28 protein-coding genes are annotated in these 19,899 nt (G+C 67.7%); 3 read left to right on the top strand and 25 right to left on the bottom strand.

What is annotated here, in order from left to right:
- Window positions 1-116: 116 nt before the first annotated feature.
- Entirely contained in the window at window positions 117-1,085 is a 969-nt protein-coding gene (locus tag JG540_RS02555) for a tRNA pseudouridine synthase A (protein ID WP_200276817.1), read from the bottom strand.
- A gap of 99 nt (window positions 1,086-1,184) precedes the next feature.
- On the opposite strand from JG540_RS02555, the gene JG540_RS02550 reads away from it, so the two are divergent.
- The 3 genes from JG540_RS02550 (at window position 1,185) to JG540_RS02540 (ending at window position 4,250) form a co-directional block, all read left to right on the top strand.
- On the top strand, window positions 1,185-1,943 hold the full coding sequence (locus JG540_RS02550) for an ROK family protein (RefSeq protein WP_200276815.1): 759 nt from the start codon (window positions 1,185-1,187) through the stop codon (window positions 1,941-1,943).
- 683 nt (window positions 1,944-2,626) lie between these two features.
- Window positions 2,627-2,821, top strand: a complete 195-nt coding sequence (locus JG540_RS02545; RefSeq protein WP_200276813.1) for a hypothetical protein — start codon at window positions 2,627-2,629, stop codon at window positions 2,819-2,821.
- A gap of 613 nt (window positions 2,822-3,434) precedes the next feature.
- Entirely contained in the window at window positions 3,435-4,250 is an 816-nt protein-coding gene (locus JG540_RS02540; protein ID WP_200276811.1) for a hypothetical protein, read from the top strand.
- A 916-nt stretch (window positions 4,251-5,166) separates the two neighbouring features.
- On the opposite strand, the gene rplQ is transcribed toward JG540_RS02540, so the two are convergent.
- From rplQ to rplP, 24 genes are all read right to left on the bottom strand, one after another.
- Complete coding sequence (rplQ, locus tag JG540_RS02535) at window positions 5,167-5,913, bottom strand: 50S ribosomal protein L17, sunset domain variant (RefSeq protein WP_200276810.1); 747 nt, start codon at window positions 5,911-5,913, stop codon at window positions 5,167-5,169.
- A gap of 31 nt (window positions 5,914-5,944) precedes the next feature.
- Window positions 5,945-6,943: a DNA-directed RNA polymerase subunit alpha gene (locus JG540_RS02530; RefSeq protein WP_200276807.1), complete on the bottom strand. Its 999-nt coding sequence runs from the start codon at window positions 6,941-6,943 to the stop codon at window positions 5,945-5,947.
- A gap of 174 nt (window positions 6,944-7,117) precedes the next feature.
- Window positions 7,118-7,519 (bottom strand): 30S ribosomal protein S11, encoded by a 402-nt coding sequence (rpsK, locus tag JG540_RS02525; RefSeq protein WP_200276804.1) that lies wholly within the window; start codon window positions 7,517-7,519, stop codon window positions 7,118-7,120.
- Between the two features lie 66 nt (window positions 7,520-7,585).
- A complete protein-coding gene (gene rpsM, locus JG540_RS02520) occupies window positions 7,586-7,960 on the bottom strand; it encodes a 30S ribosomal protein S13 (RefSeq protein WP_200276801.1) in 375 nt (124 codons plus the stop codon).
- Between the two features lie 157 nt (window positions 7,961-8,117).
- Window positions 8,118-8,231, bottom strand: a complete 114-nt coding sequence (gene rpmJ / locus JG540_RS02515; protein ID WP_200276798.1) for a 50S ribosomal protein L36 — start codon at window positions 8,229-8,231, stop codon at window positions 8,118-8,120.
- A 32-nt stretch (window positions 8,232-8,263) separates the two neighbouring features.
- On the bottom strand, window positions 8,264-8,485 hold the full coding sequence (infA, locus tag JG540_RS02510; protein WP_003781847.1) for a translation initiation factor IF-1: 222 nt from the start codon (window positions 8,483-8,485) through the stop codon (window positions 8,264-8,266).
- Between the two features lie 175 nt (window positions 8,486-8,660).
- The gene (locus JG540_RS02505; protein WP_200276795.1) at window positions 8,661-9,398 is read right to left on the bottom strand and encodes a signal peptidase I; all 738 of its coding nucleotides are present in this window, start codon (window positions 9,396-9,398) and stop codon (window positions 8,661-8,663) included.
- Window positions 9,399-9,900: 502 nt separating this feature from the next.
- Window positions 9,901-10,551 (bottom strand): alternate-type signal peptide domain-containing protein, encoded by a 651-nt coding sequence (locus JG540_RS02500; RefSeq protein ID WP_200276792.1) that lies wholly within the window; start codon window positions 10,549-10,551, stop codon window positions 9,901-9,903.
- Between the two features lie 245 nt (window positions 10,552-10,796).
- On the bottom strand, window positions 10,797-11,675 hold the full coding sequence (map, locus tag JG540_RS02495) for a type I methionyl aminopeptidase (RefSeq protein WP_200276789.1): 879 nt from the start codon (window positions 11,673-11,675) through the stop codon (window positions 10,797-10,799).
- A 280-nt stretch (window positions 11,676-11,955) separates the two neighbouring features.
- The gene (locus tag JG540_RS02490) at window positions 11,956-12,540 is read right to left on the bottom strand and encodes an adenylate kinase (protein ID WP_234042872.1); all 585 of its coding nucleotides are present in this window, start codon (window positions 12,538-12,540) and stop codon (window positions 11,956-11,958) included.
- Complete coding sequence (secY, locus tag JG540_RS02485) at window positions 12,537-13,829, bottom strand: preprotein translocase subunit SecY (RefSeq protein WP_200276785.1); 1,293 nt, start codon at window positions 13,827-13,829, stop codon at window positions 12,537-12,539. Before secY ends, JG540_RS02490 begins: the two co-directional genes overlap by 4 nt.
- 364 nt (window positions 13,830-14,193) lie before the next feature.
- Window positions 14,194-14,667, bottom strand: coding sequence for a 50S ribosomal protein L15 (gene rplO / locus JG540_RS02480; protein ID WP_200276782.1), 474 nt, complete (start codon window positions 14,665-14,667; stop codon window positions 14,194-14,196).
- A 1-nt stretch (window position 14,668) separates the two neighbouring features.
- Complete coding sequence (gene rpmD / locus JG540_RS02475; protein ID WP_200276779.1) at window positions 14,669-14,863, bottom strand: 50S ribosomal protein L30; 195 nt, start codon at window positions 14,861-14,863, stop codon at window positions 14,669-14,671.
- Window positions 14,863-15,567: a 30S ribosomal protein S5 gene (rpsE, locus tag JG540_RS02470; RefSeq protein WP_200276775.1), complete on the bottom strand. Its 705-nt coding sequence runs from the start codon at window positions 15,565-15,567 to the stop codon at window positions 14,863-14,865. Before rpsE ends, rpmD begins: the two co-directional genes overlap by 1 nt.
- A gap of 34 nt (window positions 15,568-15,601) precedes the next feature.
- Window positions 15,602-15,976, bottom strand: a complete 375-nt coding sequence (gene rplR, locus JG540_RS02465; RefSeq protein ID WP_200276772.1) for a 50S ribosomal protein L18 — start codon at window positions 15,974-15,976, stop codon at window positions 15,602-15,604.
- 2 nt (window positions 15,977-15,978) lie between these two features.
- The gene (gene rplF / locus JG540_RS02460) at window positions 15,979-16,518 is read right to left on the bottom strand and encodes a 50S ribosomal protein L6 (RefSeq protein WP_200276770.1); all 540 of its coding nucleotides are present in this window, start codon (window positions 16,516-16,518) and stop codon (window positions 15,979-15,981) included.
- 21 nt (window positions 16,519-16,539) lie between these two features.
- Window positions 16,540-16,938: a 30S ribosomal protein S8 gene (gene rpsH, locus JG540_RS02455; RefSeq protein WP_200276767.1), complete on the bottom strand. Its 399-nt coding sequence runs from the start codon at window positions 16,936-16,938 to the stop codon at window positions 16,540-16,542.
- A 58-nt stretch (window positions 16,939-16,996) separates the two neighbouring features.
- Window positions 16,997-17,182, bottom strand: a complete 186-nt coding sequence (locus JG540_RS02450; protein WP_200276764.1) for a type Z 30S ribosomal protein S14 — start codon at window positions 17,180-17,182, stop codon at window positions 16,997-16,999.
- Between the two features lies 1 nt (window position 17,183).
- Window positions 17,184-17,741 (bottom strand): 50S ribosomal protein L5, encoded by a 558-nt coding sequence (rplE, locus tag JG540_RS02445; protein WP_200276762.1) that lies wholly within the window; start codon window positions 17,739-17,741, stop codon window positions 17,184-17,186.
- Between the two features lie 2 nt (window positions 17,742-17,743).
- The gene (rplX, locus tag JG540_RS02440) at window positions 17,744-18,088 is read right to left on the bottom strand and encodes a 50S ribosomal protein L24 (protein ID WP_200276759.1); all 345 of its coding nucleotides are present in this window, start codon (window positions 18,086-18,088) and stop codon (window positions 17,744-17,746) included.
- A gap of 4 nt (window positions 18,089-18,092) precedes the next feature.
- Window positions 18,093-18,461, bottom strand: a complete 369-nt coding sequence (gene rplN / locus JG540_RS02435; RefSeq protein ID WP_200276756.1) for a 50S ribosomal protein L14 — start codon at window positions 18,459-18,461, stop codon at window positions 18,093-18,095.
- A gap of 481 nt (window positions 18,462-18,942) precedes the next feature.
- Window positions 18,943-19,236 carry a 30S ribosomal protein S17 gene (gene rpsQ, locus JG540_RS02430; protein ID WP_200276753.1) on the bottom strand — a complete coding sequence of 98 codons (294 nt, stop codon included), beginning with the start codon at window positions 19,234-19,236 and terminating at the stop codon, window positions 18,943-18,945.
- Entirely contained in the window at window positions 19,233-19,478 is a 246-nt protein-coding gene (rpmC, locus tag JG540_RS02425) for a 50S ribosomal protein L29 (RefSeq protein WP_200276750.1), read from the bottom strand. Before rpmC ends, rpsQ begins: the two co-directional genes overlap by 4 nt.
- Complete coding sequence (gene rplP / locus JG540_RS02420; RefSeq protein ID WP_200276747.1) at window positions 19,478-19,897, bottom strand: 50S ribosomal protein L16; 420 nt, start codon at window positions 19,895-19,897, stop codon at window positions 19,478-19,480. The genes rpmC and rplP overlap by 1 nt, the downstream gene beginning before the upstream one ends.
- Window positions 19,898-19,899: the final 2 nt, after the last annotated feature.

Here is a 19,899-nt window from a genome sequence, read left to right as displayed (position 1 = left end):
CAGCCCACCGCAAGCCTCAGCCCACCGCAAGCCTCAGCTCACCGCAAGCCGCGGCCCACCGCTAATCTCCGCCCACCACAAGCCGCGACCCGCAGCCGCCGTCGCCGTCGGCACCCTTAGCAGCAGTTCGTGCGCAGCACCCGCGCCCTGGCGGCCTGGGCGGCCAGCTCCTCGTCGGGCGGATAGCTGACCGCCTCCAGGGTCAGGCCGTGCGGCGGGGCCACCGGGGCCGCCCCCTGACGGGTGCGGGCCGCCAACAGCTCACCGGGCCAGTCCGGACCCTGGCGCCCCTGCCCCACGGCCAGGCCCGCGCCCACCAGGGCACGCACCATGGAGTGGCAGAAGGCGTCCGCCACCACTGTGAGCGTCACCAGCCCCGCCTCCGGCCCCTCGGACGCACGCCGCCACTCCAGGTGCCGCAGGGTGCGGATGGTGGAGGCCCCCGCCCGGGGCTTGCAGTAGGAGAGGAAGTCGTGCTCACCCAGCAGCGGCCTGGCGCTGGCCGCCATAGCCGCCACGTCCAGCTCGCCCGGCACCCACAGCACCCGGTGGCGCTGGGCGGGGTCGCGCTGGCTGGGACGGTCGCACACCCGGTAGGTGTAGCGGCGCTCCAGGGCGCTGAAGCGGGCGTCGAAGCCCTCTCCCACCACGGCCACCCCGTGCACCACCACGTCACAGGAACCTCGGGGCGTCCCCGGCGGCCCCGACTGCTGGCAGCGGTGGGCCAGCACTCCCGCCAGGCGGGACAGCAGGGCCTCCCCCGGCTCCCGTCCGGAGCGTCCCGGCAGCCGCTGCCAGACCGCCACCGGCAGGTCCAGGTGGGCGACCTGAGCCGCAGCGTGCACCCCGGCGTCGGTACGCCCGGCCACGGTCAGGCGCACAGGCACCCGGGTGACCGCCTCCAGGGCGGCGGTAAGCTCGCCCTCCACGGTGCGCAGGCCCGGCTGCGCCGCCCAGCCGGAGAAGCCTCCGCCGTCGTAGGCCAGGTCCAGGCGCAGGCGCAGCGTCTCCGGCCCGACGGCGCGCCCCCGTTCCGCTGCGGGCGGGCCCAGTGCCGGGCTGCTGGGGGGCGTGTTCTGGCTCATGCCCCCATTCGACCACGCCTGCACCGGTCCCGGCATCCCTGGCGGCGACAGCCCCCGCGCCTGCCGGGCCCAGCCCGCCCCGCACGGTAACTTCGTGCCGTGAGCAACCTGACCACCTTGTCCGTCGACTGCGGTGGCGGCGGGATCAAGGCCTCCGTGCTGGACGGCACCGGCAGCATCATCTCGGACGCCGTGCGCACCCCCACCCCCTACCCGCTGCCCCCGGAGCTGCTGGTAGAGACCATTGTGGCGCTGGCGGTCCGGCTCCCCCGCGCTGACCGGGCGACGGTGGGGATGCCTGGCATGATCCGGCACGGCGTGGTGGTGGCCACCCCCCACTACATCACCAAGGACGGCCCCCGTTCCCGGGTGCTGCCCGAGCTGGTGCAGGCTTGGCGGCGCTTCGACATGGGGGCGGCGTTGCGCGGCGCCCTGGACCTGCCGGTGCTGGTGCTCAACGACGCCGAGGTGGCCGGGGCGGGCGTGGTCACCGGCCAGGGCCACGAGATGATCGTGACCTTGGGCACCGGGCTGGGCAACGCCGTCTTTGACAACGGGGTGCTGGCGCCCCACGTGGAGATCTCCCAGGGACCGATCCGCTGGGGCCTGACCTACGACGACTACATCGGGGAGCACGAGCGTCTGCGGCTGGGGGACGCCCACTGGTCACGGAGGGTCCGGCGGGTGGTGGACTCGCTACGGCCCATGTACCTGTGGGACCGCCTGTACCTGGGTGGGGGCAACTCCCGGCGGATCGTGGCCTCCCAGCTGGCGCTGCTGGGCAACGACGTCGTGGTGGTCCCCAACGAGGCCGGGATGACTGGCGGCGCCCGCTGCTGGGACATGACCCGCCCCTAACAACCCCCTCCCTCACCGCGAGACCGGGACATCGGTACCGCGAGACCGGGACATATGGCTCGCGACTTCGGTAAGGGCGGCCTCAGTTGTGGATAACTCGAGCGGGTTTGGTGGATGCTGGTGGCTGGTCGACGACGAGGCTCGCTGGGCGTCTTGTCTGCGGGAAGAAAGTTGGGAGTGGGCGATAAGTCTTGCGGTGAGGCTGTGCCCCTGCTGCGGTTCTCCCGGCTGGTCTCGGTGAGCGTGGTCGACCCAGAGCTGTCACTGGCGGAGGACTAGAAGCCCCCACACCGACTGCTGACGGCTCAACTACCCCGGAATCAAGCCGAAACTTCCCAGGACCAGACTCAGGACACACTTCTAATCCTCCACCAGTGACAAAATCCTCCCCCTCAGACGACAGAAGGCCCAGCAACCAGGGACAAGACCGCCCCCCTAGATGGTTGTTTCCACGGGATGCGGGTAGGCGTGGGAAGATGTGGGTAGGCGTGGGAAGATGCGGGTAGGCGCGGGAAGATGCGGGTAGGCGTGGGAAGATGCGGGTAGGCGTGGGAAGATGCGGGTAGGCGTGGGAATCTGAGGCGCGGGCGAGGGCCTCGCAGCATCGGTACTGCTAAGCACCACCTCCGAACCCTGTTGGAAGGCGCCCCCATCGTGGACACCGACCTGAAGCCAGCCCCATCGTGGACACCGATCTGGAGACCCTCGCTACCGCGCTGCACGACATCGCTGATGACTTGTTGAAAGCCCGTCCCCAAATCGTTCCCGCTCGCCCACGCACTGGAATCGCTCCGACCATCACCGACGCCGAGGCCCTGCCCCTGACCACCATCGCACCGCTGCCGGGCATCAACACCGAAGGATGCTTCCTGCGCTAAGCCCGCAGGCACCTGGCAGCCAGGTTCCCCTACACCCCCTGGCCAGTGCTCGCACCCCGGCGCAGGCCGGGCTCACGGCCCACAGGCTCCCCTACACCCCCTGGCCACAGTGCGAGTACAACAAGCACATATGAGCCCTGGCCAGCACCATGGGATGGCTCACCACCGCGCTGGCCACGTCCACCAGCGTCTACACCGACGACGTGCGCCTGGCCGACTCCACCCCCCCCCGTTGAGTGCGCCCGCTCCCGGCCCACCGTCACACGTTCACACCTGGGCAACTTAGCCGGCTGGGCCGGCTGGGCCAGCTAGGGCCGACTGGGCTGGCTACGGATACCGCGCCTCCCGCTCACGCTTCTTCTGCGGCCTGCGCCTGCACCTGACCACCACCCCAGCCAGCCTGCCAGCGGCCTGGACCCAGACCAGCCCCAGCCCCTACCCCAAGCCCCAGCGCCCGCAGGCCACCAACGACACCAGCCACGCCGTCGCCGTCGCCCCTCCCACTCCTCCGACTGCTTTTCTGACGCCATATCTCACAGAACTGGACGAACACTCCGAACGAGGAGTATTAATCCATGGCAAGTACTCCCAACCCTGAACTGGATTCATAATCGTGCGCAAACCAGCACTCAAGACATACGCCCTTGCCCTGTCCCTGTCCGTCGCGGCCCTCACCGTCCCGGCCTACGCAGTGCCGGCGGAGACGCCGTCCACCACCACCGAGGCTGTAGCGAGCGGCGCCACAGCGGACGCCGACGACCAGGCCCCCTCCTCTGCCCAGACCGCTCCCGACAGGGCGGCGCGCTCCTCGGTCACCATCGAGGCCCAGCAGAAGCAGGTGCACCCCGGCGATCAGGTCACCATCAACGTAGGCGGCCTGGACTCCGGCGAGAGCGTCACTGTCACCGTCCGTGACAGCGACGGCAAGGTGGTGGCGACCCTGCAGTCCCCGCGCACCGAGCGCGGCACCGGCGAGACCACGGTGCTGTGGACGGTCCCGGCCAACGCCAGCCTGGGGTCCTACTCGCTGACCGTCGACCCGCAGCGCGCCACCACTTCGGTCACCGTCGTGGCCCGGCCCGTTCCCCCCATGCCAGAGGCGCCCAAGAACCCGGAGGCCCCGAAGCCGACCCCCACCAAGAAGCCGGAGGCCCCAGAGCCGACCCCCACCAAGAAGCCAGAGAACGACAAGCCGGAGGCTAAGGCCCCCGCCCCGAGCACCGAGAAGCCCGGCGAGCCGCAGGGCTCCGCGACTGCTACGCCTCAGGCGCCTGGTGCGGCCGGTGCAACGCCTTCCACCAGCCCCAGCGCCAAGGCCAAGAAGGGCCAGTCGCTGGCCCAGACCGGTGTTGAGGGCCCGCTGCTCGTGCTCGCCGCCTCCGTGCTGGTCCTTGGGGGCGTGGCTCTGCGCCTGCGTTCGCGCGCCTGACCTCTCCGGCCTAGCGGCCTAGCGGCCTAGGCCGTAACTGCCCCGCCGTCGTCCTTACTGCGCTCTTTAGCCTTGGTGGTACGACGGCGGGGCACTTTCGTACCTGCGGGTGGTCTCCGCTAACGACGGCGAGGCCACTTCTAGGCAGGCGTTGGCTGCGGCCGTTCAGGGTGGTCTCCACCTACGACGGCGAGGGCACGCTCTTACCTGCGAGTAGTAGCCGCCCCGGGGTGGCAAAGTGGGGCCTGGCCTCCGGACCGGTCTGGGCGGGCTACGGCTATGGCTGCTGCGACTCCCGGCGCAAGGACCCGCGGTGTCGGCTCTACCAGCACCGACACGCATAGCCACCTGCCGCAACGGTCATCCGACCACTACCGCGTCCTGGGACGCCTCCAGCCCTAAAACGGCGCTGGTACCACCAGATGCCGCCGTCATTCACCAGGAGGCGTTGGCACCCACCAGGGCGCCGGCACCCACCAGACGCCTCCAGCTCCCAGGCGCCGCCGTAAACCCCTGAGAAGGCGGAGCTATCCACAACCAAGGCCACCCTTACCGAACTCGCGAGCCGTATGTCCCGGTCTCGCGGTACATATGTCCCGGTCTCGCGGTACGTATGTCCCGGTCTCGCGGTACCGATGTCCCGGTCTCGCGAGAAGCGATCGAGAGCGGGGATGCGGAGGGCCCGGGCACCTTGTAGGTACCCGGGCCCTCCGGTCCAGTTAAGCAGCCAACTCAGCCAACCAGCTCAGTCACAGACCAACCCAGCCAAAACCAGCTCAGTCACAGACCAACCCAGCCAACCAACTCGGTCACAGACCAACCCAGCCAACCAGCTCAGTCAGGCAACCGTCCTGGTCACGCAACCAGCTGGGGCAGCTGGCGGTTCAGCCAGCAAGCGCCTCAGCCAGCAGCTAGCTCACTCAGCGATCTTCTGGGCGGCGGCGCCACCTGCGGGCTCAAAGCCCGCGGCGACGGCGTCCTCAGCGGTGGCGAACCAGACCTCGGCGATCGTGGCGTCGTACCAGCGGGAGCCGGGCACGTGGTACTTCATGGAGTCCTCGTTGCCCTTGATGAGGTGGTCGGCGTCGGGGGCCTCAGCAGCGCCCTCAGCAAGGCGCACCGCGCCCTTGTACTCCTTGGCCTCTACCTTGGCGGCAGCGTCCTTCTCAGCAGCCTTGTCCGTGGTCTTCTCGGTAGCCTTGGCAGCCTTCTTCTCAGCAGCCTTCTCCCCGGCCTGCTCGGCAGCCTTGGCGGCGGCCTTCTTGGCGGTGGCTACGGCGTCGTTCACGACCTCCTTCTTGGCCACCGGCTCGGTGACCAGGGCGATGACGGCCATGGGCGCGTTGTCACCCTTGCGGGGGGCGGTCTTGATGATGCGGGTGTAGCCACCCTCGCGGCCCTCGAGCTTGGGGGCGATCACCTCGAAGAGGCGGTAGACGGCTTCCTTGTCGGTGATCTTCTTGAGCACGGTGCGGCGGGCGTGCAGGTCGCCGCGCTTGCCCTTGGAGATGAGCTTCTCCGCGTAGGGGCGCAGACGGCGGGCGCGGGCCTCCGTGGTGGTGATGGACTCGTGCAGGAACAGCTGGCGAGCCAGGTTGGCGAGCAGGTGGCGCTCGTGCTGGGCGGAGCCGCCCAGGCGGGGACCCTTGGTGGGACGGGGCATTGTTGTCTCCTTGGTTTATGCGAGGCGGCGCTCAGGCCTGCTCGTCGCTGAAGGTGGGGTTTGCGTAGGCGTCATCCGCGATGTAGTCGATCGGCGAGCCCTTGAGGGACAGGCCCAGGGCCGCCAGCTTCTCCTTGATCTCGGAGATCGACTTGGCACCGAAGTTGCGGATGTCGAGCAGGTCGGCCTCGGAACGGGCCACCAGCTCACCAACGGTGTGGATGCCCTCGCGCTTGAGGGCGTTGGAGGAACGGGCCTGCAGGTCGAGCTCGTCGATCATCAGGGCGAGGTCCTGCTGGAGGGCCTGGTCCATCGGCGAGGGACCCACCTCGATACCCTCCGCCTCCACGTTGAGCTCGCGGGCCAGGCCGAAGAGCTCAACCAGGGTCTTGCCTGCGGAGGCGAGCGCGTCCCGCGGGGTCATGGAGGACTTGGTCTCCACGTCCACGATCAGGCGGTCGAAGTCGGTGCGCTGCTCCACACGGGTGGCCTCCACGGCGTAGGAGACCTTCTTGACCGGCGAGTAGATCGAGTCCACGGGGATCCGGGAGATCTCCGCGTTGGGGTCCTTGTTCTGGCTGGCGGAGACGTAGCCGCGGCCGCGCTCCACAGTCAGCTCGATCTCCAGCTTGCCCTTCTCGTTGAGGGTGGCGATCACCAGGTCGGGGTTGTGGATCTCCACGCCCGCCGGGGGGGTGATGTCACCGGCGGTGACGACGGCGGGGCCGGACTTGCGCAGGTACATGACCACCGGCTCGTCGTTCTCGGAGGACAGCACGATCTCCTTGATGTTCAGGATGATCTGGGAGACGTCCTCCTTGACTCCCGCGATGGTGCGGAACTCGTGGGGCACGCCCTCGATCCTGATCGAGGTGACGGCGGCACCGGGGATTGAGGAGAGCAGGGTGCGGCGCAGGGAGTTGCCGAGGGTGTAGCCGAAGCCGGGCTCCAGAGGCTCGATGACGAACCGCGAGCGGCGGTCCTCCTCGACAACCTCCTCGGTGAGGGTGGGTCGCTGTGCGATCAGCACTAGGTGTTCCTTTCGTCACGGCGCCCGCTATATGACGCCGGTCCAAGGTGGCCGCCCCGGCCCCGCCTGCGCGGGTGGCGGCCCGGCGTCCTCCCGGTGGGAGGTGCCGGTGCTAAACCGGTCCCGACGGCGTGGCTCGGCTGGGGGCCGGGCTACGCCGTCGGGGCTGGGTGGTCAGACGTGGCGCCGCTTGGTGGGACGGCAGCCGTTGTGCGCCTGGGGGGTGACGTCCGTGATGGAGCCGACCTCCAGGCCAGCGGCCTGCAGGGAGCGGATCGCGGTCTCACGGCCCGGGCCGGGGCCCTTGACGAAGACGTCGACCTTCTTCATGCCGTGCTCCTGGGCGCGGCGGGCGGCGGCCTCGGCCGCGAGCTGGGCGGCGTAGGGGGTGGACTTGCGGGAGCCCTTGAAGCCGACCTGGCCGGAGGAGGCCCAGGAGATGACGGCACCGGTCGGGTCCGTCAGGGACACGATGGTGTTGTTGAAGGTGGACTTGATGTAGGCGTGGCCGTGGGTGACGTTCTTCCGGTCCTTACGACGCGGCTTGCGCACGGCGGTGCGGTTCTTGGGAGGCATGTTTCCTTCTATGGGTGAGGTCGTCTGTCCGCGCCAGGGCTAGCCGCCCGGCGTGTGGATCACTGCTTACTTGGCCTTCTTCTTACCGGCCACGGTGCGCTTGGGGCCCTTGCGGGTACGCGCGTTGGTCTTGGTGCGCTGGCCGTGGACCGGGAGGTGACGGCGGTGGCGCAGGCCCTGGTAGCAGCCGATCTCAACCTTGCGGCGGATGTCAGCCTGGACCTCACGGCGGAGGTCACCCTCGACCTGGTAGTTGGCGTCGATGTGGGTACGGAGCTTGACCAGCTCCTCCTCGGTGAGGTCCTTGACGCGGGTGTCGGGGTTGACGCCCGTCGCCTTGAGGGTCTCGTCCGCACGGGTACGGCCGATCCCGAAGATGTAGGTGAGCGCGATCTCTACCCGCTTCTCGCGGGGGAGGTCGACACCGGAAATACGTGCCACGGTAGTGGTTCTCCTGTGTGGTCCCGGAGGTCGTCACCCATTCGCCCCGCCGTCCTCGTGGCGGCCCCGGCCTCCGAGAACCGGGGGTTGTGAGCTGGGCTCACTGGAGTGGGTGCTTGTGTTGTGGCCACCGCGGGGTGGCCGGCAGCGTGGGCGTTCAGCCCTGGCGCTGCTTGTGCCGCGGGTTGGAGCAGATCACCATGACACGTGCGTGGCGACGGATCACCTTGCAGCTGTCACAGATCTTCTTGACGCTCGGCTTGACCTTCATGATGTTCCTCCGCCGGCCCAGGGGCCGACTTGTCACTTGTACCGGTAGACGATGCGACCACGGCTGAGGTCGTAGGGGCTCAGCTCCACGACCACGCGGTCCTCGGGGAGGATCCGGATGTAGTGCTGCCGCATCTTCCCGGAGATGTGCGCGAGCACGACGTGCCCGTTGCTCAGCTCCACACGGAACATTGCGTTGGGGAGGGCCTCGACGACCGATCCTTCGACCTCGATGACGCCGTCCTTTTTCGCCATGCTTCCTTCTCGGTACTTTCTCGCTCGAGTTCCCCGACGACGACGCCGCCGGGCGTTCGCCTGCCCCGCCCTGCTGCTCCCCCTCCTGGTCCAGGACCGGTGTGCGGGCGCGGCAAAACATGGACAGACGTCCGGCTGCTAACTCTATGACAGGCTGACGCCCCGCCACCATCCGCTAGGGGCTTGCGGCCCGGTGGTTCCTGCCACACCGCTTAGCGACGGCGTCGGCGCCGTCTGGCTGCTGGTTGTCGGCGGCCTCTGGCACTGGTGGAGATGAGGGCCCCACCTCGGCGGCCTCTGGCACTGGTGGAGATGAGGGCCCTGCCTCAGTGGTATCTGGGGCCTGGGGGTTCTCGGGCCCCGCCTGGGCGGCGTCCTGCGCGCGCTCGCGGGCCTTGCACCTGTCCCGCCTCCACTCGATCACGGCCCCCACCCCCTCCCACAGGGCGTAGACGGCCAGAGCCAGTGCGACTACCAGGCGCCATGCAGCCTTCGCGCTCGGGTCCAGCAGTACAAGCAGCCGACCGAGCAAAGGCACGTGGTAGCGCAGGATGCCACGTATCTGCTTGGGCTGGACCCAGCCGGGGTCCGGGATCGAGTTGGCGTCCCCCTGGATCTGGTAGGTGGTGTCCCCACCGCCTGCCGAGCGGATGCCTACGATCCGGTGGGTGACCAGCACGTCTGAGTCGGCTTCGGGCAGGTAGATGACCACGTCCCCTATCGCCAGATTGCCCGCCTGCTCCAGGGAGAGGCTTTTAACCACGATCAGCGACCCTGCGGGGATACCTGGTTCCATGGATCCGGTGAGCACGGTCAGCGGCACCCAGCCCATCACCGCCGGCACTAGCGAGGTGGCAGACAGCACCGCCAGGATCCCGAGCCCCAGCAGGATCTCCGCAACGAAGACCAGCACCCCCAGGACCCCCTTCGGCCTGGGGCGTGGCCGGACCCGCCGCGGTTCGGAGCGTCCGGGTAGGGGTAGGACTGCACGCCAACGCGAGCTGGCGGCGGAGTGGACAGCTCCTTGCCTACGCGCCTCGCTTGGCCGCTCGTGGCGCCTGCAAGCGCGGGTAGAGGCATGCCAACGCTTACGTCTCCGTACCTGGCGGCGCGGCTCGTTAGGACCAGAGGTGGCACCTTCCCGAGGAGGTCCGGGCCAGTGGCCGTGAGCCGTTTGCGGCTGGCTGTCACTGTCCACACCCACAGCCACCTCCTATCATTCTGCTTCAGCCTGTAAATAGTCCACACCTCTTCGGCCTGGCGCTCTTGCCACCAGGCTACTTGCCACTAGGTCAGGCAAGCCGCGTCCGGGGCAGATATCACTTTGGGTCGGCCTCCTGATGGAGGCCGACCCAAAGTTGAAGCTAGCTCAACAGCTAGTCATGGCGAGTATCTCGGCTCGCCGACTGCTCGAATCAGGGAGCCGGCGCGGGGTCCGCCGGACGTGCCTGCTGCTCGAGCACCAGGGCGTATCCCGCCACGGAGATCCCCTTCCCCATCTCGGCGTCCGCCTTGCTCCAGTCCGTGTGCGTACCGTCACCCATACCGTTCGGGATGGCGGAACCCGTGTTGTCGTGGGGTCCTACCGGGTAGATGAGCTCAACCTTGACGGTGCAGGTAGCACCGTCGTCAGCTTCCGTGATCTGTCCCTGGTTAACACTGCCAACACCGTCCGCACGAACACAATCGATGTTGGTGATCTCCGACTTGATCTTGCCGATAGCTGGAGACGCGCTCGCCGGGGCGCTGACAGCAAACTCGGCACGAAGGTTCTTACCCTTAACGTCGAGCTTGATCTTCTTGGTGAAAGAGACGACGTCACCAGGAACGATAGTCTCAGTTGCCGGGTCAAACTCCTTGGTTGGGTCAGCCTCGGTACCTTCCTCCGGCGCGTTGATAAGCCACTTGTCCTTGACATCGGTGTCGACGATCTTCAGGGTACCGGTGGTGACCGAGGCGTCAGTCACGGTCTTCTCGTCGTACCAGCGGGCAAAGGTAGCGCCGGAACCAGCGAGCAGCGCCAGCGCGGCACCACCAGCGATCAGAGCGCGGGAAGTACGGGACATAGGTTGCCTCCTTGCGACCTACTAATGGGAATGGGGCTGGAACGCTCACCGACGTTCACCGGGCTCAACCTACCCTGCAACCGTTCCGATACACAAGCGGAACCCGGTCTTAACACCCGGCTAAACCCGCATACCTTGCCCTTAGGCCGCTGCTGACCCGCCCGCACCACCCCCACCCCGCCAGAGCCGGCCACAGCCCTCCGGCAGCAGCTCAGCCAACCGGGCCAGCCAACCGGGCCAGCCCCTCACAGGGGCCTGGGCCTGATCCCGTAAGGCGCCAGCCCCTCCACGCCGCCGTCAGGCGCCGTCAGCACCCACACCCCGCCGGGAACCACTGCCACCGTGTGCTCCCACTGGGCCGCCCGCGAGCCGTCAGCCGTGACCACCGTCCAGCCGTCGTCGAGCTCCCTGACCTGCGCGGAGCCCGCCGTGAGCATAGGCTCCACCGCCAGCACCATCCCGGGCCGCAGCCGGGGCCCCCTGCGCTTGACCGAGTAGTTCAGCACGTCCGGCGGCATGTGCATGGCCGTGCCGATCCCGTGGCCCACGTAGTCCTCCAGGACGCCCAGCTCCACGCCCTCCTCCTGGGCCACCCGCTCCACGCGGGCCTCCACGGCGTCGCCCACCACGTTCAGGCAGGCGGCACGCCCCTTGGCCTCACCGCTCACGGCGCGGGCGATCGCGGCGATCGCGTCCCACAGGGCCGCGCGCGTGGCCGTGTCCAGCACCCGGTCGGTCTCTGAGGCGTAGCGGCCCCCCACCACGGTGGTGAAGGCGGCGTCGCCGTGCCACTGGGTGCCGTCCGGGTCGGTCAGGTAGGCGCCGCAGTCAAAGGTCACCAGGTCGCCGTCCTCAAGCACCCGCGCGCCGGGGATGCCGTGCACCACCTCCTCGTTGACCGAGACGCACACGGTGGCCGGGTAGTCGTAGTAGCCCAGGAAGTTCGACCTGGCCCCGGCGGCGGCGATCGTACGCGAGCTGACGGCGTCCAGCTCGGCGGTGGTCACGCCTGCCGTCACCGCCTCCCGCAGGGCCTTGTGCACCTCAGCCACCACCAGCCCCGCCTGGCGCATCCTGCGCACCTGCTCCGGGGTCTTGATCTGGATCTGCTCCCGTCCCAGCACTGTGTTCCTCTCTGTCTGCTAGCCGTCTCGACGGCGGACGCGCCGTCGTCTGTGCCTGCCCTCGGCCCTGCGCGCCTGCGGCACCGGCGCCTGGTGCACCGTCTGCTCTGTGCGTCTGTCTCGCTGCCCGACCTGCGCCGTCGCCGCTCCCTGGGAGCCTGTGCCGGACGCGCCTGCGCCGTCTGTGCCTCCAGAGCGAGCCGCCCCGCCAGCCTCAGCGCCCCGGCCCCGAATGACGATGGCGGGCCGTCCGTGCTGGAACGACCCGCCATCCTCCGGCTCAGGCGCTCAGGCCCGCCTGCGCCAGGGCGGCCATTATGCGCTCAGTGACCTCGTCGATCTCACCGATGCCGTCCACCCGCACCAGCAGCCCCTTGTCCTGGTAGAGGGCGGCCAGCGGCTCGGTCTGCTCGGCGTAGACCTGCAGGCGGCGGCGGATCACCGGCTCGGTGTCGTCGGCACGGTTCTGCTCGGTGGCGCGCTTGAGCAGGCGCTGCACCACCACCTCGGCGTCGGCGGTGATCTCCAGTACCACGTCCAGCTTCAGGCCAGCGGCGGCGAGCATCTTGTCCAGCTCATGCACCTGCGCCTCCGTGCGCGGGTAGCCGTCCAGCAGGAACCCCTGGGCGGCGTCCTCCTGGGAGAGGCGGTCCTTGACCATGGCGTTGGTGACGGAGTCGGGGACGTACTCCCCCTTGTCCATGTACGCCTTTGCCTGCACGCCCAGGGGCGTGGCCCCGGCGACGTTGGCACGGAAGATGTCTCCGGTGGAGATGGCGGGGATCCCCAGGCGCTGCGAGATGCGGGCGGCCTGGGTGCCCTTTCCGGCTCCGGGGGGACCGAGTAGGACCATGCGTGCGCTCATGACAAGAACCCTTCGTAGTGGCGCTGCTGCAGCTGGGAGTTGATCTCCTTGACGGTCTGCAGGCCCACGCCGACCATGATCAGGATAGTGGTACCACCAAAGGGCAGCGCCTGTGACAGGCCGAGCCAGATAACTGCCAGGGTCGGGATCATGGCCAGCACCAGCAGGTAGACCGAGCCCGCTGCGGTGACACGGTTGATGACGTAGCTCAGGTACTTGACCGTGGGCTCACCGGCCCGGATGCCCGGGATGAACCCGCCGTACTTCTTCATGTTGTCCGCGATCTCCTCCGGGTCGAAGGTGATAGCCGTGTAGAAGAAGGCGAAGAACAGGATCAGGACGGCGTAGGCCACCAGGTAGACGGTGTCGGTCTGCTGCAGGTTGTTGGCGATCCAGTTGGTCCAGCCGTGGGGCCGGTCGGCGAACTGGGCGATCAGCTGGGGCAGCGCCAGGATCGAGGAGGCGAAGATCACCGGGATAACGCCCGCGGTGTTGATCTTGATCGGGATGTAGGTGGTGGAGCCACCGAACTGCCGCCGACCGATCATGCGCTTGGCGTACTGGACCGGTATGCGCCGGGTGGCCTGCTCGACGTAGACCACGGCCAGCGTGGCCACCAGGACCACCGCCACTACCACCAGGAACTTGCTGACGCCGCCGCTGCCCGCCGCGATGGAGATCATGTTGGAGGGGAACTGGGCGATGATCGAGGTGAAGATCAGCAGGGACATGCCGTTGCCGATGCCGCGCTCGGTGATGAGCTCACCCAGCCACATGATCAGGCCGGTGCCCGCCGTCATGGTGATGATCATGAGCGCCAGGTTCAGGGGGGAGGCGTTGGGGATCACGGGCACCGCGCAGTCGCCGAAGAGACGGTTGTCGGCGGCGGTGGCCACGATCGTGGAGGACTGCAGCAGACCCAGCGCAATGGTCAGGTAGCGGGTGTACTCGGTGAGCTTGGCCGTCCCGGCCTGGCCCTCCTTGTGCAGCTCCTCGAAGCGGGGGATCACCACGCGCAGCAGCTGGATGATGATCGACGCCGTGATGTACGGCATGATGCCCAGCGCGAAGACGCTCAGCTGGAGCAGGGCGCCACCGGAGAAGATGTTGATCAGGTTCACCAGGCCAGCGTCCTGCGCCTCACCCAGACAGGTGTTGACGTTCTTCAGCGAGACGCCGGGGGTCGGCACGACCGAGCCGAGCCGGAACAGTCCCATGATGCCTAGGGTGAAGAGGAGTTTCTTCCTCAGGTCGGGCGTCTTGAACGCCTGCACGAACGCGCTGAGCACTCGGACTCCTGTGGTGTGCGGATGATGATGTCCCTGCCGCATGCGGTGCTTGCGGCAGGCGGGCCAAGGCGCACGTAGCGCCGCAGTAACACTACCTTGCCTGCGCGCCCCTGAATAACCCGCCCGACGACGGCACCGGTCTCGTGGTATCGATGTCCCGGTCTCGCGAGACCGGGACATCGATACCACGAGACCGGGACATATGGCTCACGAGACCGGTAAGGGGGGCCTAAGAGAGGACCGAAGGCCGCCTGGGAGCTACGCAGGAGGCGAGGTACGAACGCCACGGACCCCGCCAGCGGGATCGCCTCCCGTGGCGGGGTCCGTTACCAGCTTGCAACGCGCGACGGCGTCGCTAGCGCGCTCAGCGAGCGGAGATGGAGCCTCCGGCAGCCTCGACCTTCTCCTTGGCGGAGCCGGACCAGGCGTCGGCGACGATCTCCAGCTTGACCTTCACGTCACCGGTGCCCAGCACCTTGACCAGGTGGCCGTCACGCACGGCCCCCTTGGCAACCAGGTCCTCAACCGTGACCTTGCCGCCCTTGGGGAACAGCTCGGCGATCCGGCCCACGTTCACCGGCTGGAACTCCACCCGGTTGGGGTTGCGGAAGCCACGCAGCTTGGGCAGGCGCATGTGCAGCGGCATCTGGCCGCCCTCAAAGCCCGCCTTCACCTGGTACCGGGCCTTGGTGCCCTTGGTGCCGCGGCCCGCGGTCTTGCCCTTGGAGCCCTCACCACGACCCACGCGGGTCTTGGCCTTCTTGGCGCCAGGGGCCGGGCGCAGGTGGTGGAGCTTGACGACGCGGGTCGTCTCCTCCGTCTTCTTGGTCTCAGCCATCTCAGACCTCCTCAACGGTCACGAGGTGCGCCACCGTGCGAATCTGGCCCTGCAGGGTGGGCGAGTCCTCGCGGACGACGGACTGGCGGATCTTGCGCAGGCCGAGGGTCTTCAGGGTGGCGCGCTGGTTGTGGGTGCCCCCGATACCAGAACGGACCTGCGTGACCTTCAGCTGCTTGGGCTTGGACTCTGCCATCACTCACCCACTCCTTCGGCGGCCAGCTCGGCCTCCTTCTTCTCGGCGGCGGCGCGCTTCTCGGCCTCGCCCTCGGCACGCGCACGCAGCAGAGACTGCGGGGCGATGTCCTCAAGCGGCAGGCCACGACGCGCGGCGACAGCCTCGGGCTGCTCGAGCTTACGAAGCGCGGCGATCGTGGCGTGCACGATGTTGATCGCGTTCGAGGAGCCGAGCGACTTGGACAGGATGTCGTGGATACCAGCGGCATCCATGACGGCGCGCACCGGACCACCGGCGATAACACCGGTACCGGGCGAGGCGGGACGCAGGAGGACGACTCCGGCGGAGTCCTCGCCCTGGATCACGTGCGGGATGGTGCGACGGATCATCGGGACGTGGAAGAAGTTCTTCTTGGCGAACTCCACGGCCTTGGCGATGGCGGAGGGGACCTCCTTGGCCTTGCCGTAGCCGACACCCACGGTGCCCTCGCCGTCACCGACGACGACCAGCGCGGTGAAGGTGAAGCGACGTCCACCCTTGACCACCTTGGAGACGCGGTTGATGGTCACCACGCGCTCGATGTACTGGTCCTTGCTGTCGCGGCCGTTGCTGCGGTCCCGACGGTCGTTGTTGCGGTCGCGACGACCACGGCCCTCGCCGCGCTCGTTGCTGGTGGCCGAGTCGGTGGACGACGCGGACCTGTTTCGCTGCTCTGCAGCCATCAGATTCTCCTCTGTTCTCTCGTCGTCTCAGGGCTCACAGAGCGAGCCCGCCCTCGCGGGCGCCTTCAGCCACAGCCGCCACACGGCCGTGGTACTTGTTACCGCCGCGGTCAAAGACGACCGCCTCGATGCCCAGGGCCTTGGCGCGCTCAGCGATCAGCTCGCCGACCTTGCGTGCCGCGCCCACCTTGTGGCCCTCAACGCCCTTGGCCGCAGCCTCCAGGGTGGAGGCGGCGCACAGGGTGTGGCCAACCGTGTCGTCGATAACCTGCGCAACCATGTGGCGGTTGGAGCGGAAGACGACCAGGCGGGGACGCTCTGGGGTGCCGTTGACGTGCTTGCGCACACGCTGGTGCCGGATCTTGCGGGCAATAGCCTTGGACTTGCCCCTCTTGATCGAGTAAGCCATGGTCACTTACCAGCCTTTCCGACCTTGCGGCGCACGTTCTCGCCGGCGTAGCGCACGCCCTTGCCCTTGTAGGGCTCCGGCGGACGGATCTTGCGGATGTTCGCGGCGACCTCGCCGACCTGCTCCTTGGAGATGCCGGAGACGTCGATCTTCAGGTTGCCGTCCACCTTCAGGGTGATGCCCTCGGGGGCCTCGACGACGACGGTGTGCGAGAAGCCGAGGGACAGCTCGATGCCGGTGCCCTTCTGCTGCGCACGGTAACCGGTGCCGACGATCTCCAGGCGCTTGGTGTAGCCCTCAGTCACACCGATGACCATGTTGTTGATCAGGGTGCGGGACAGGCCGTGCAGCGAGCGGGACTCGCGCTCGTCGTCGGGCCGGGTCACCAGGATGGAGCCGTCCTCCTGACGCGTGACCGACAGGGGGGCGGAGATCGTGCGGCTCAGGGTGCCCTTGGGGCCCTTGACGGTGATGTCGTTGCCGTTGATGGTTACGTCCACTCCGGCGGGAACCGGAACGGGAAGCCGTCCAATACGAGACATGGTGTTCCTCCGTTCCCTATCTCACCAGACGTAGGCGAGGACTTCGCCGCCCACGCCCTTGGACTCGGCCTGCTTGTCGGTCAGGAGGCCGGAGGAAGTGGACAGGATCGCCACTCCCAGGCCGCCGAGGACCTTGGGCAGGTTGGTGGACTTGGCGTAGACGCGCAGACCGGGCTTCGAGATACGCTGCACGCCCTGGATGGCGCGGCGGCGGTTCGAGCCGTACTTGAGGGTCAGGGTGAGCGTCTTGCCGACCTCCGCGTCAGTGACCTCGAAGCCGGAGATGTAGCCCTCGGTCTTGAGCATCTTGGCGATGTTGACCTTGAGCTTGCTCGAAGGCATCGAGACGGTGTCGTGGTAGGCCTGGTTTGCGTTACGCAGACGAGTAAGCATGTCTGCGATCGGGTCTGTCATAGTCATGAGTGGGCCTCAGCCCTTCCTCGTCGTGGTTTCCTCAGCGGACCTGCGACGTAGTTCCTTACCAGCTGCTCTTCGAGATGCCGGGGAGCTCGCCACGGAGGGCCATCTCCCGCAGGCAGATACGGCACAGGCCAAACTTGCGGTACACCGAGTGCGGGCGGCCACAGCGCTGGCAGCGCGTGTAGGCGCGGACGCCGAACTTCGGCTTGCGGTTGGCCTTCTGGATCAGAGCGGTCTTCGCCATGTCACTTCTCCTTGAAGGGGAAGCCGAGCTGCTTGAGCAGCGAGCGAGCCTCCTCGTCGGTCTTGGCCGTGGTCACCACGGTGATGTCCATACCGCGGACGCGGTCAATCGAGTCGGCGTCGATCTCGTGGAACACGGACTGCTCCGTGAGACCGAAGGTGTAGTTGCCGTTGCCGTCGAACTGCTTCGGGGACAGGCCGCGGAAGTCGCGGATGCGGGGAAGCGAGATCGAGATGAGACGGTCCAGGAACTCCCACATACGGGCACCACGCAGGGTGACGTGGGCACCGATGGGCTGGCCTTCACGCAGCTTGAACTGGGCGATGGACTTGCGGGCCTTGGTGATCTGCGGCTTCTGGCCGGTGATCGCCGCCAGGTCGCGGACGGCGCCCTCGATCATCTTGGAGTCGTGCGCGGCCTCGCCGACGCCCATGTTGACCACGACCTTGACGACGCGGGGGATCTCCATGACGTTGGCGTGCCCGAACTCCTTGCGCAGCGCGGGGGCGATGGTGTCCTGGTACTTGGCCTTGAGGCGGGGGGTGGTGTTCTCAGTCATGGTCACAGGTCCTCCCCGGACTTCTTGGCGTAACGCACGCGGACGGTGCGCTTGCGGCCGTTGGGGCGCTGCCCCTCCTCGACGCGGAAGCCCACGCGGGTGCGCTTCTTGGTCTTGGGGTCGATGGGCATGACGTTGGAGGCGTGGATCGGGGCCTCGACGGTCTCGATGCCGCCGGTGCGGGCGCCGTTGGCGGACTGCCCGACCTTGGTGTGCTTGGTGACGCGCTGGACGCCCTCAACCACCACGCGGTCAACGTCCTTGAGGACCTCCAGGACACGGCCGGTCTTGCCCTTGTCCTTGCCCGCGATGACGATGACCTGGTCACCCTTCTTGATGCGTGCCATAAGCTCAGATCACCTCCGGGGCGAGCGAGACGATACGCATGAACTTCTTCTCACGAAGCTCACGGCCGACGGGACCGAAGATACGGGTACCGCGCGGCTCGCCGTCGTTCTTGAGGATGACGGCGGCGTTCTCGTCGAAGCGGATGTACGAGCCATCGGGACGACGGCGCTCCTTGCGGGCGCGCACGACGACCGCCTTGACGACGTCGCCCTTCTTGACGTTGCCGCCGGGGATGGCGTCCTTGACGGTAGCGACGATCGTGTCGCCGATACCCGCATAGCGCCGACCAGAGCCGCCGAGCACACGGATGCAAAGGATCTCCTTGGCACCGGTGTTGTCGGCGACCTTAAGTCGCGACTCCTGCTGGATCATTGAGTGTTCTCCTGTCGTCGAGCCGGTTCTCGGCGTGCCGAGCCTGGCCGAACGTTCCTTCTGCAGTCACGCGCCCCCGGCAGCCACAGGGCTAGCCAGAGCCCCGACCACTCCCGCCAGACACAGGCACACTTACGTGCGAGGTCTCTGGCAGGCGCTTTCGGGCGCGCGCAACTCTCATAGCCTAGTGCAGGAGGCCAGTCCCGAGAACCGCGGTATCCCGCTACTCCCTGTGCCTTTGCTCACCGGCTCCTGGCGACGGCGCAGGAGGTGCCGACGGCGCAGGGGGTTCTCGACGGCGGCCCTGGGCTCGTGTGCGCTGGTCCTGCGTGCCAGTCCCTCGCGCTGGTCCTGCGCGCGGGCCCAGCCCCTCCCCCACCAACAGACGACGGTGCCGTCACCAGGGGGGTGGTGACGGCACCGTCCTCATTCAGGAGCTACTGCCTACTGGCAGCCACGTCCTGAGCCTGTGGCAGGAAGGTCACTTGGCCTTCTCGATGATGCTGACCAGGCGCCAGTGCTTGGTGGCACTGAGCGGACGGGTCTCCATGATCTCGACCAGGTCGCCGACGTGGGCGGTCTCCGCCTCGTCGTGCGCCTTAACCTTCTTGGAACGACGCAGCACCTTGCCGTAGAGGGAGTGCTTGTAGCGCTCCTCGATCTCCACGACGATGGTCTTCTGCATCTTGTCGGACACGACGTAGCCGCGGCGGACCTTGCGCTGGGGGCGCTCGGAACCAGCGACGACGTCCTGGGTGCTCTTCTGCTCGCTCACTTCGACTCCTCCGTGCTCGGAGCGGTACGGATGCCGAGCTCACGCTCGCGCACGATCGTGTAGATCCGGGCGATGTCGCGACGCACGGCCTTGAGACGGCCGTGGTCCTCCAGCTGGCCAGTAGCTGCGGCGAAGCGCAGGTTGAACAGCTCGGTCTTGGCCTTGGAGAGCTCCTCAGCGAGGCGCTCGTTGTCCATGGCGTCCAGGTCGGTCGGGGTCAGGTCCTTGGAACCGATAGCCATCAGACGTCACCACCCTCACGAGTAACGAAACGGGTCTTCATCGGAAGCTTGTGCATGGCGCGGCGCATGGCCTCACGGGCCAGGGCCTCGTCCACGCCGCCGAGCTCGAACAGGATGCGTCCGGGCTTGACGTTGGCGATCCACCACTCGGGGGCACCCTTACCGGAACCCATACGGGTCTCGGCGGGCTTCTTGGTGAGCGGGCGGTCCGGGAAGATGTTGATCCAGACCTTGCCGCCACGCTTGATGTGGCGGGTCATGGCGATACGGGCCGCCTCGATCTGCCGGTTGGTGATGTAGGCGGGCTCAAGAGCCTGGATGCCGTACTCACCGAAGGCGATGCGGTTGCCGCCCTTGGACAGGCCCGAACGGTGCGGGCGGTGCTGCTTGCGGAACTTCGTCCGGCGGGGGATGAGCATGG

Source organism: Actinomyces weissii (assembly GCF_016598775.1).
In the GTDB taxonomy this organism is placed as follows: domain Bacteria; phylum Actinomycetota; class Actinomycetes; order Actinomycetales; family Actinomycetaceae; genus Actinomyces; species Actinomyces weissii.
The sequence above is the reverse complement of the archived record's forward strand: the minus strand, read 5'-3'. Positions and strand labels throughout refer to the sequence as shown.

Excerpts from the sequence above, each read along its gene's own strand:
- JG540_RS02555 (WP_200276817.1), bottom strand. The coding sequence starts at position 1,085 with ATGAGCCAGAACACGCCCCCCAGCAGCCCGGCACTGGGCCCGCCCGCA.
- rplQ (WP_200276810.1), bottom strand. The coding sequence starts at position 5,913 with ATGCCCCGTCCCACCAAGGGTCCCCGCCTGGGCGGCTCCGCCCAGCAC.
- rpsK (WP_200276804.1), bottom strand. The coding sequence starts at position 7,519 with ATGCCTCCCAAGAACCGCACCGCCGTGCGCAAGCCGCGTCGTAAGGAC.
- rpmJ (WP_200276798.1), bottom strand. The coding sequence starts at position 8,231 with ATGAAGGTCAAGCCGAGCGTCAAGAAGATCTGTGACAGCTGCAAGGTG.
- infA (WP_003781847.1), bottom strand. The coding sequence starts at position 8,485 with ATGGCGAAAAAGGACGGCGTCATCGAGGTCGAAGGATCGGTCGTCGAG.
- JG540_RS02500 (WP_200276792.1), bottom strand. The coding sequence starts at position 10,551 with ATGTCCCGTACTTCCCGCGCTCTGATCGCTGGTGGTGCCGCGCTGGCG.
- JG540_RS02490 (WP_234042872.1), bottom strand. The coding sequence starts at position 12,540 with ATGAGCGCACGCATGGTCCTACTCGGTCCCCCCGGAGCCGGAAAGGGC.
- rplO (WP_200276782.1), bottom strand. The coding sequence starts at position 14,667 with ATGGCTGAGACCAAGAAGACGGAGGAGACGACCCGCGTCGTCAAGCTC.
- rpmD (WP_200276779.1), bottom strand. The coding sequence starts at position 14,863 with ATGGCAGAGTCCAAGCCCAAGCAGCTGAAGGTCACGCAGGTCCGTTCT.
- rpsE (WP_200276775.1), bottom strand. The coding sequence starts at position 15,567 with ATGGCTGCAGAGCAGCGAAACAGGTCCGCGTCGTCCACCGACTCGGCC.
- rplR (WP_200276772.1), bottom strand. The coding sequence starts at position 15,976 with ATGGCTTACTCGATCAAGAGGGGCAAGTCCAAGGCTATTGCCCGCAAG.
- rplF (WP_200276770.1), bottom strand. The coding sequence starts at position 16,518 with ATGTCTCGTATTGGACGGCTTCCCGTTCCGGTTCCCGCCGGAGTGGAC.
- rpsH (WP_200276767.1), bottom strand. The coding sequence starts at position 16,938 with ATGACTATGACAGACCCGATCGCAGACATGCTTACTCGTCTGCGTAAC.
- JG540_RS02450 (WP_200276764.1), bottom strand. The coding sequence starts at position 17,182 with ATGGCGAAGACCGCTCTGATCCAGAAGGCCAACCGCAAGCCGAAGTTC.
- rplE (WP_200276762.1), bottom strand. The coding sequence starts at position 17,741 with ATGACTGAGAACACCACCCCCCGCCTCAAGGCCAAGTACCAGGACACC.
- rplX (WP_200276759.1), bottom strand. The coding sequence starts at position 18,088 with ATGGCACGCATCAAGAAGGGTGACCAGGTCATCGTCATCGCGGGCAAG.
- rplN (WP_200276756.1), bottom strand. The coding sequence starts at position 18,461 with ATGATCCAGCAGGAGTCGCGACTTAAGGTCGCCGACAACACCGGTGCC.
- rpmC (WP_200276750.1), bottom strand. The coding sequence starts at position 19,478 with ATGGCTATCGGTTCCAAGGACCTGACCCCGACCGACCTGGACGCCATG.
- rplP (WP_200276747.1), bottom strand. The coding sequence starts at position 19,897 with ATGCTCATCCCCCGCCGGACGAAGTTCCGCAAGCAGCACCGCCCGCAC.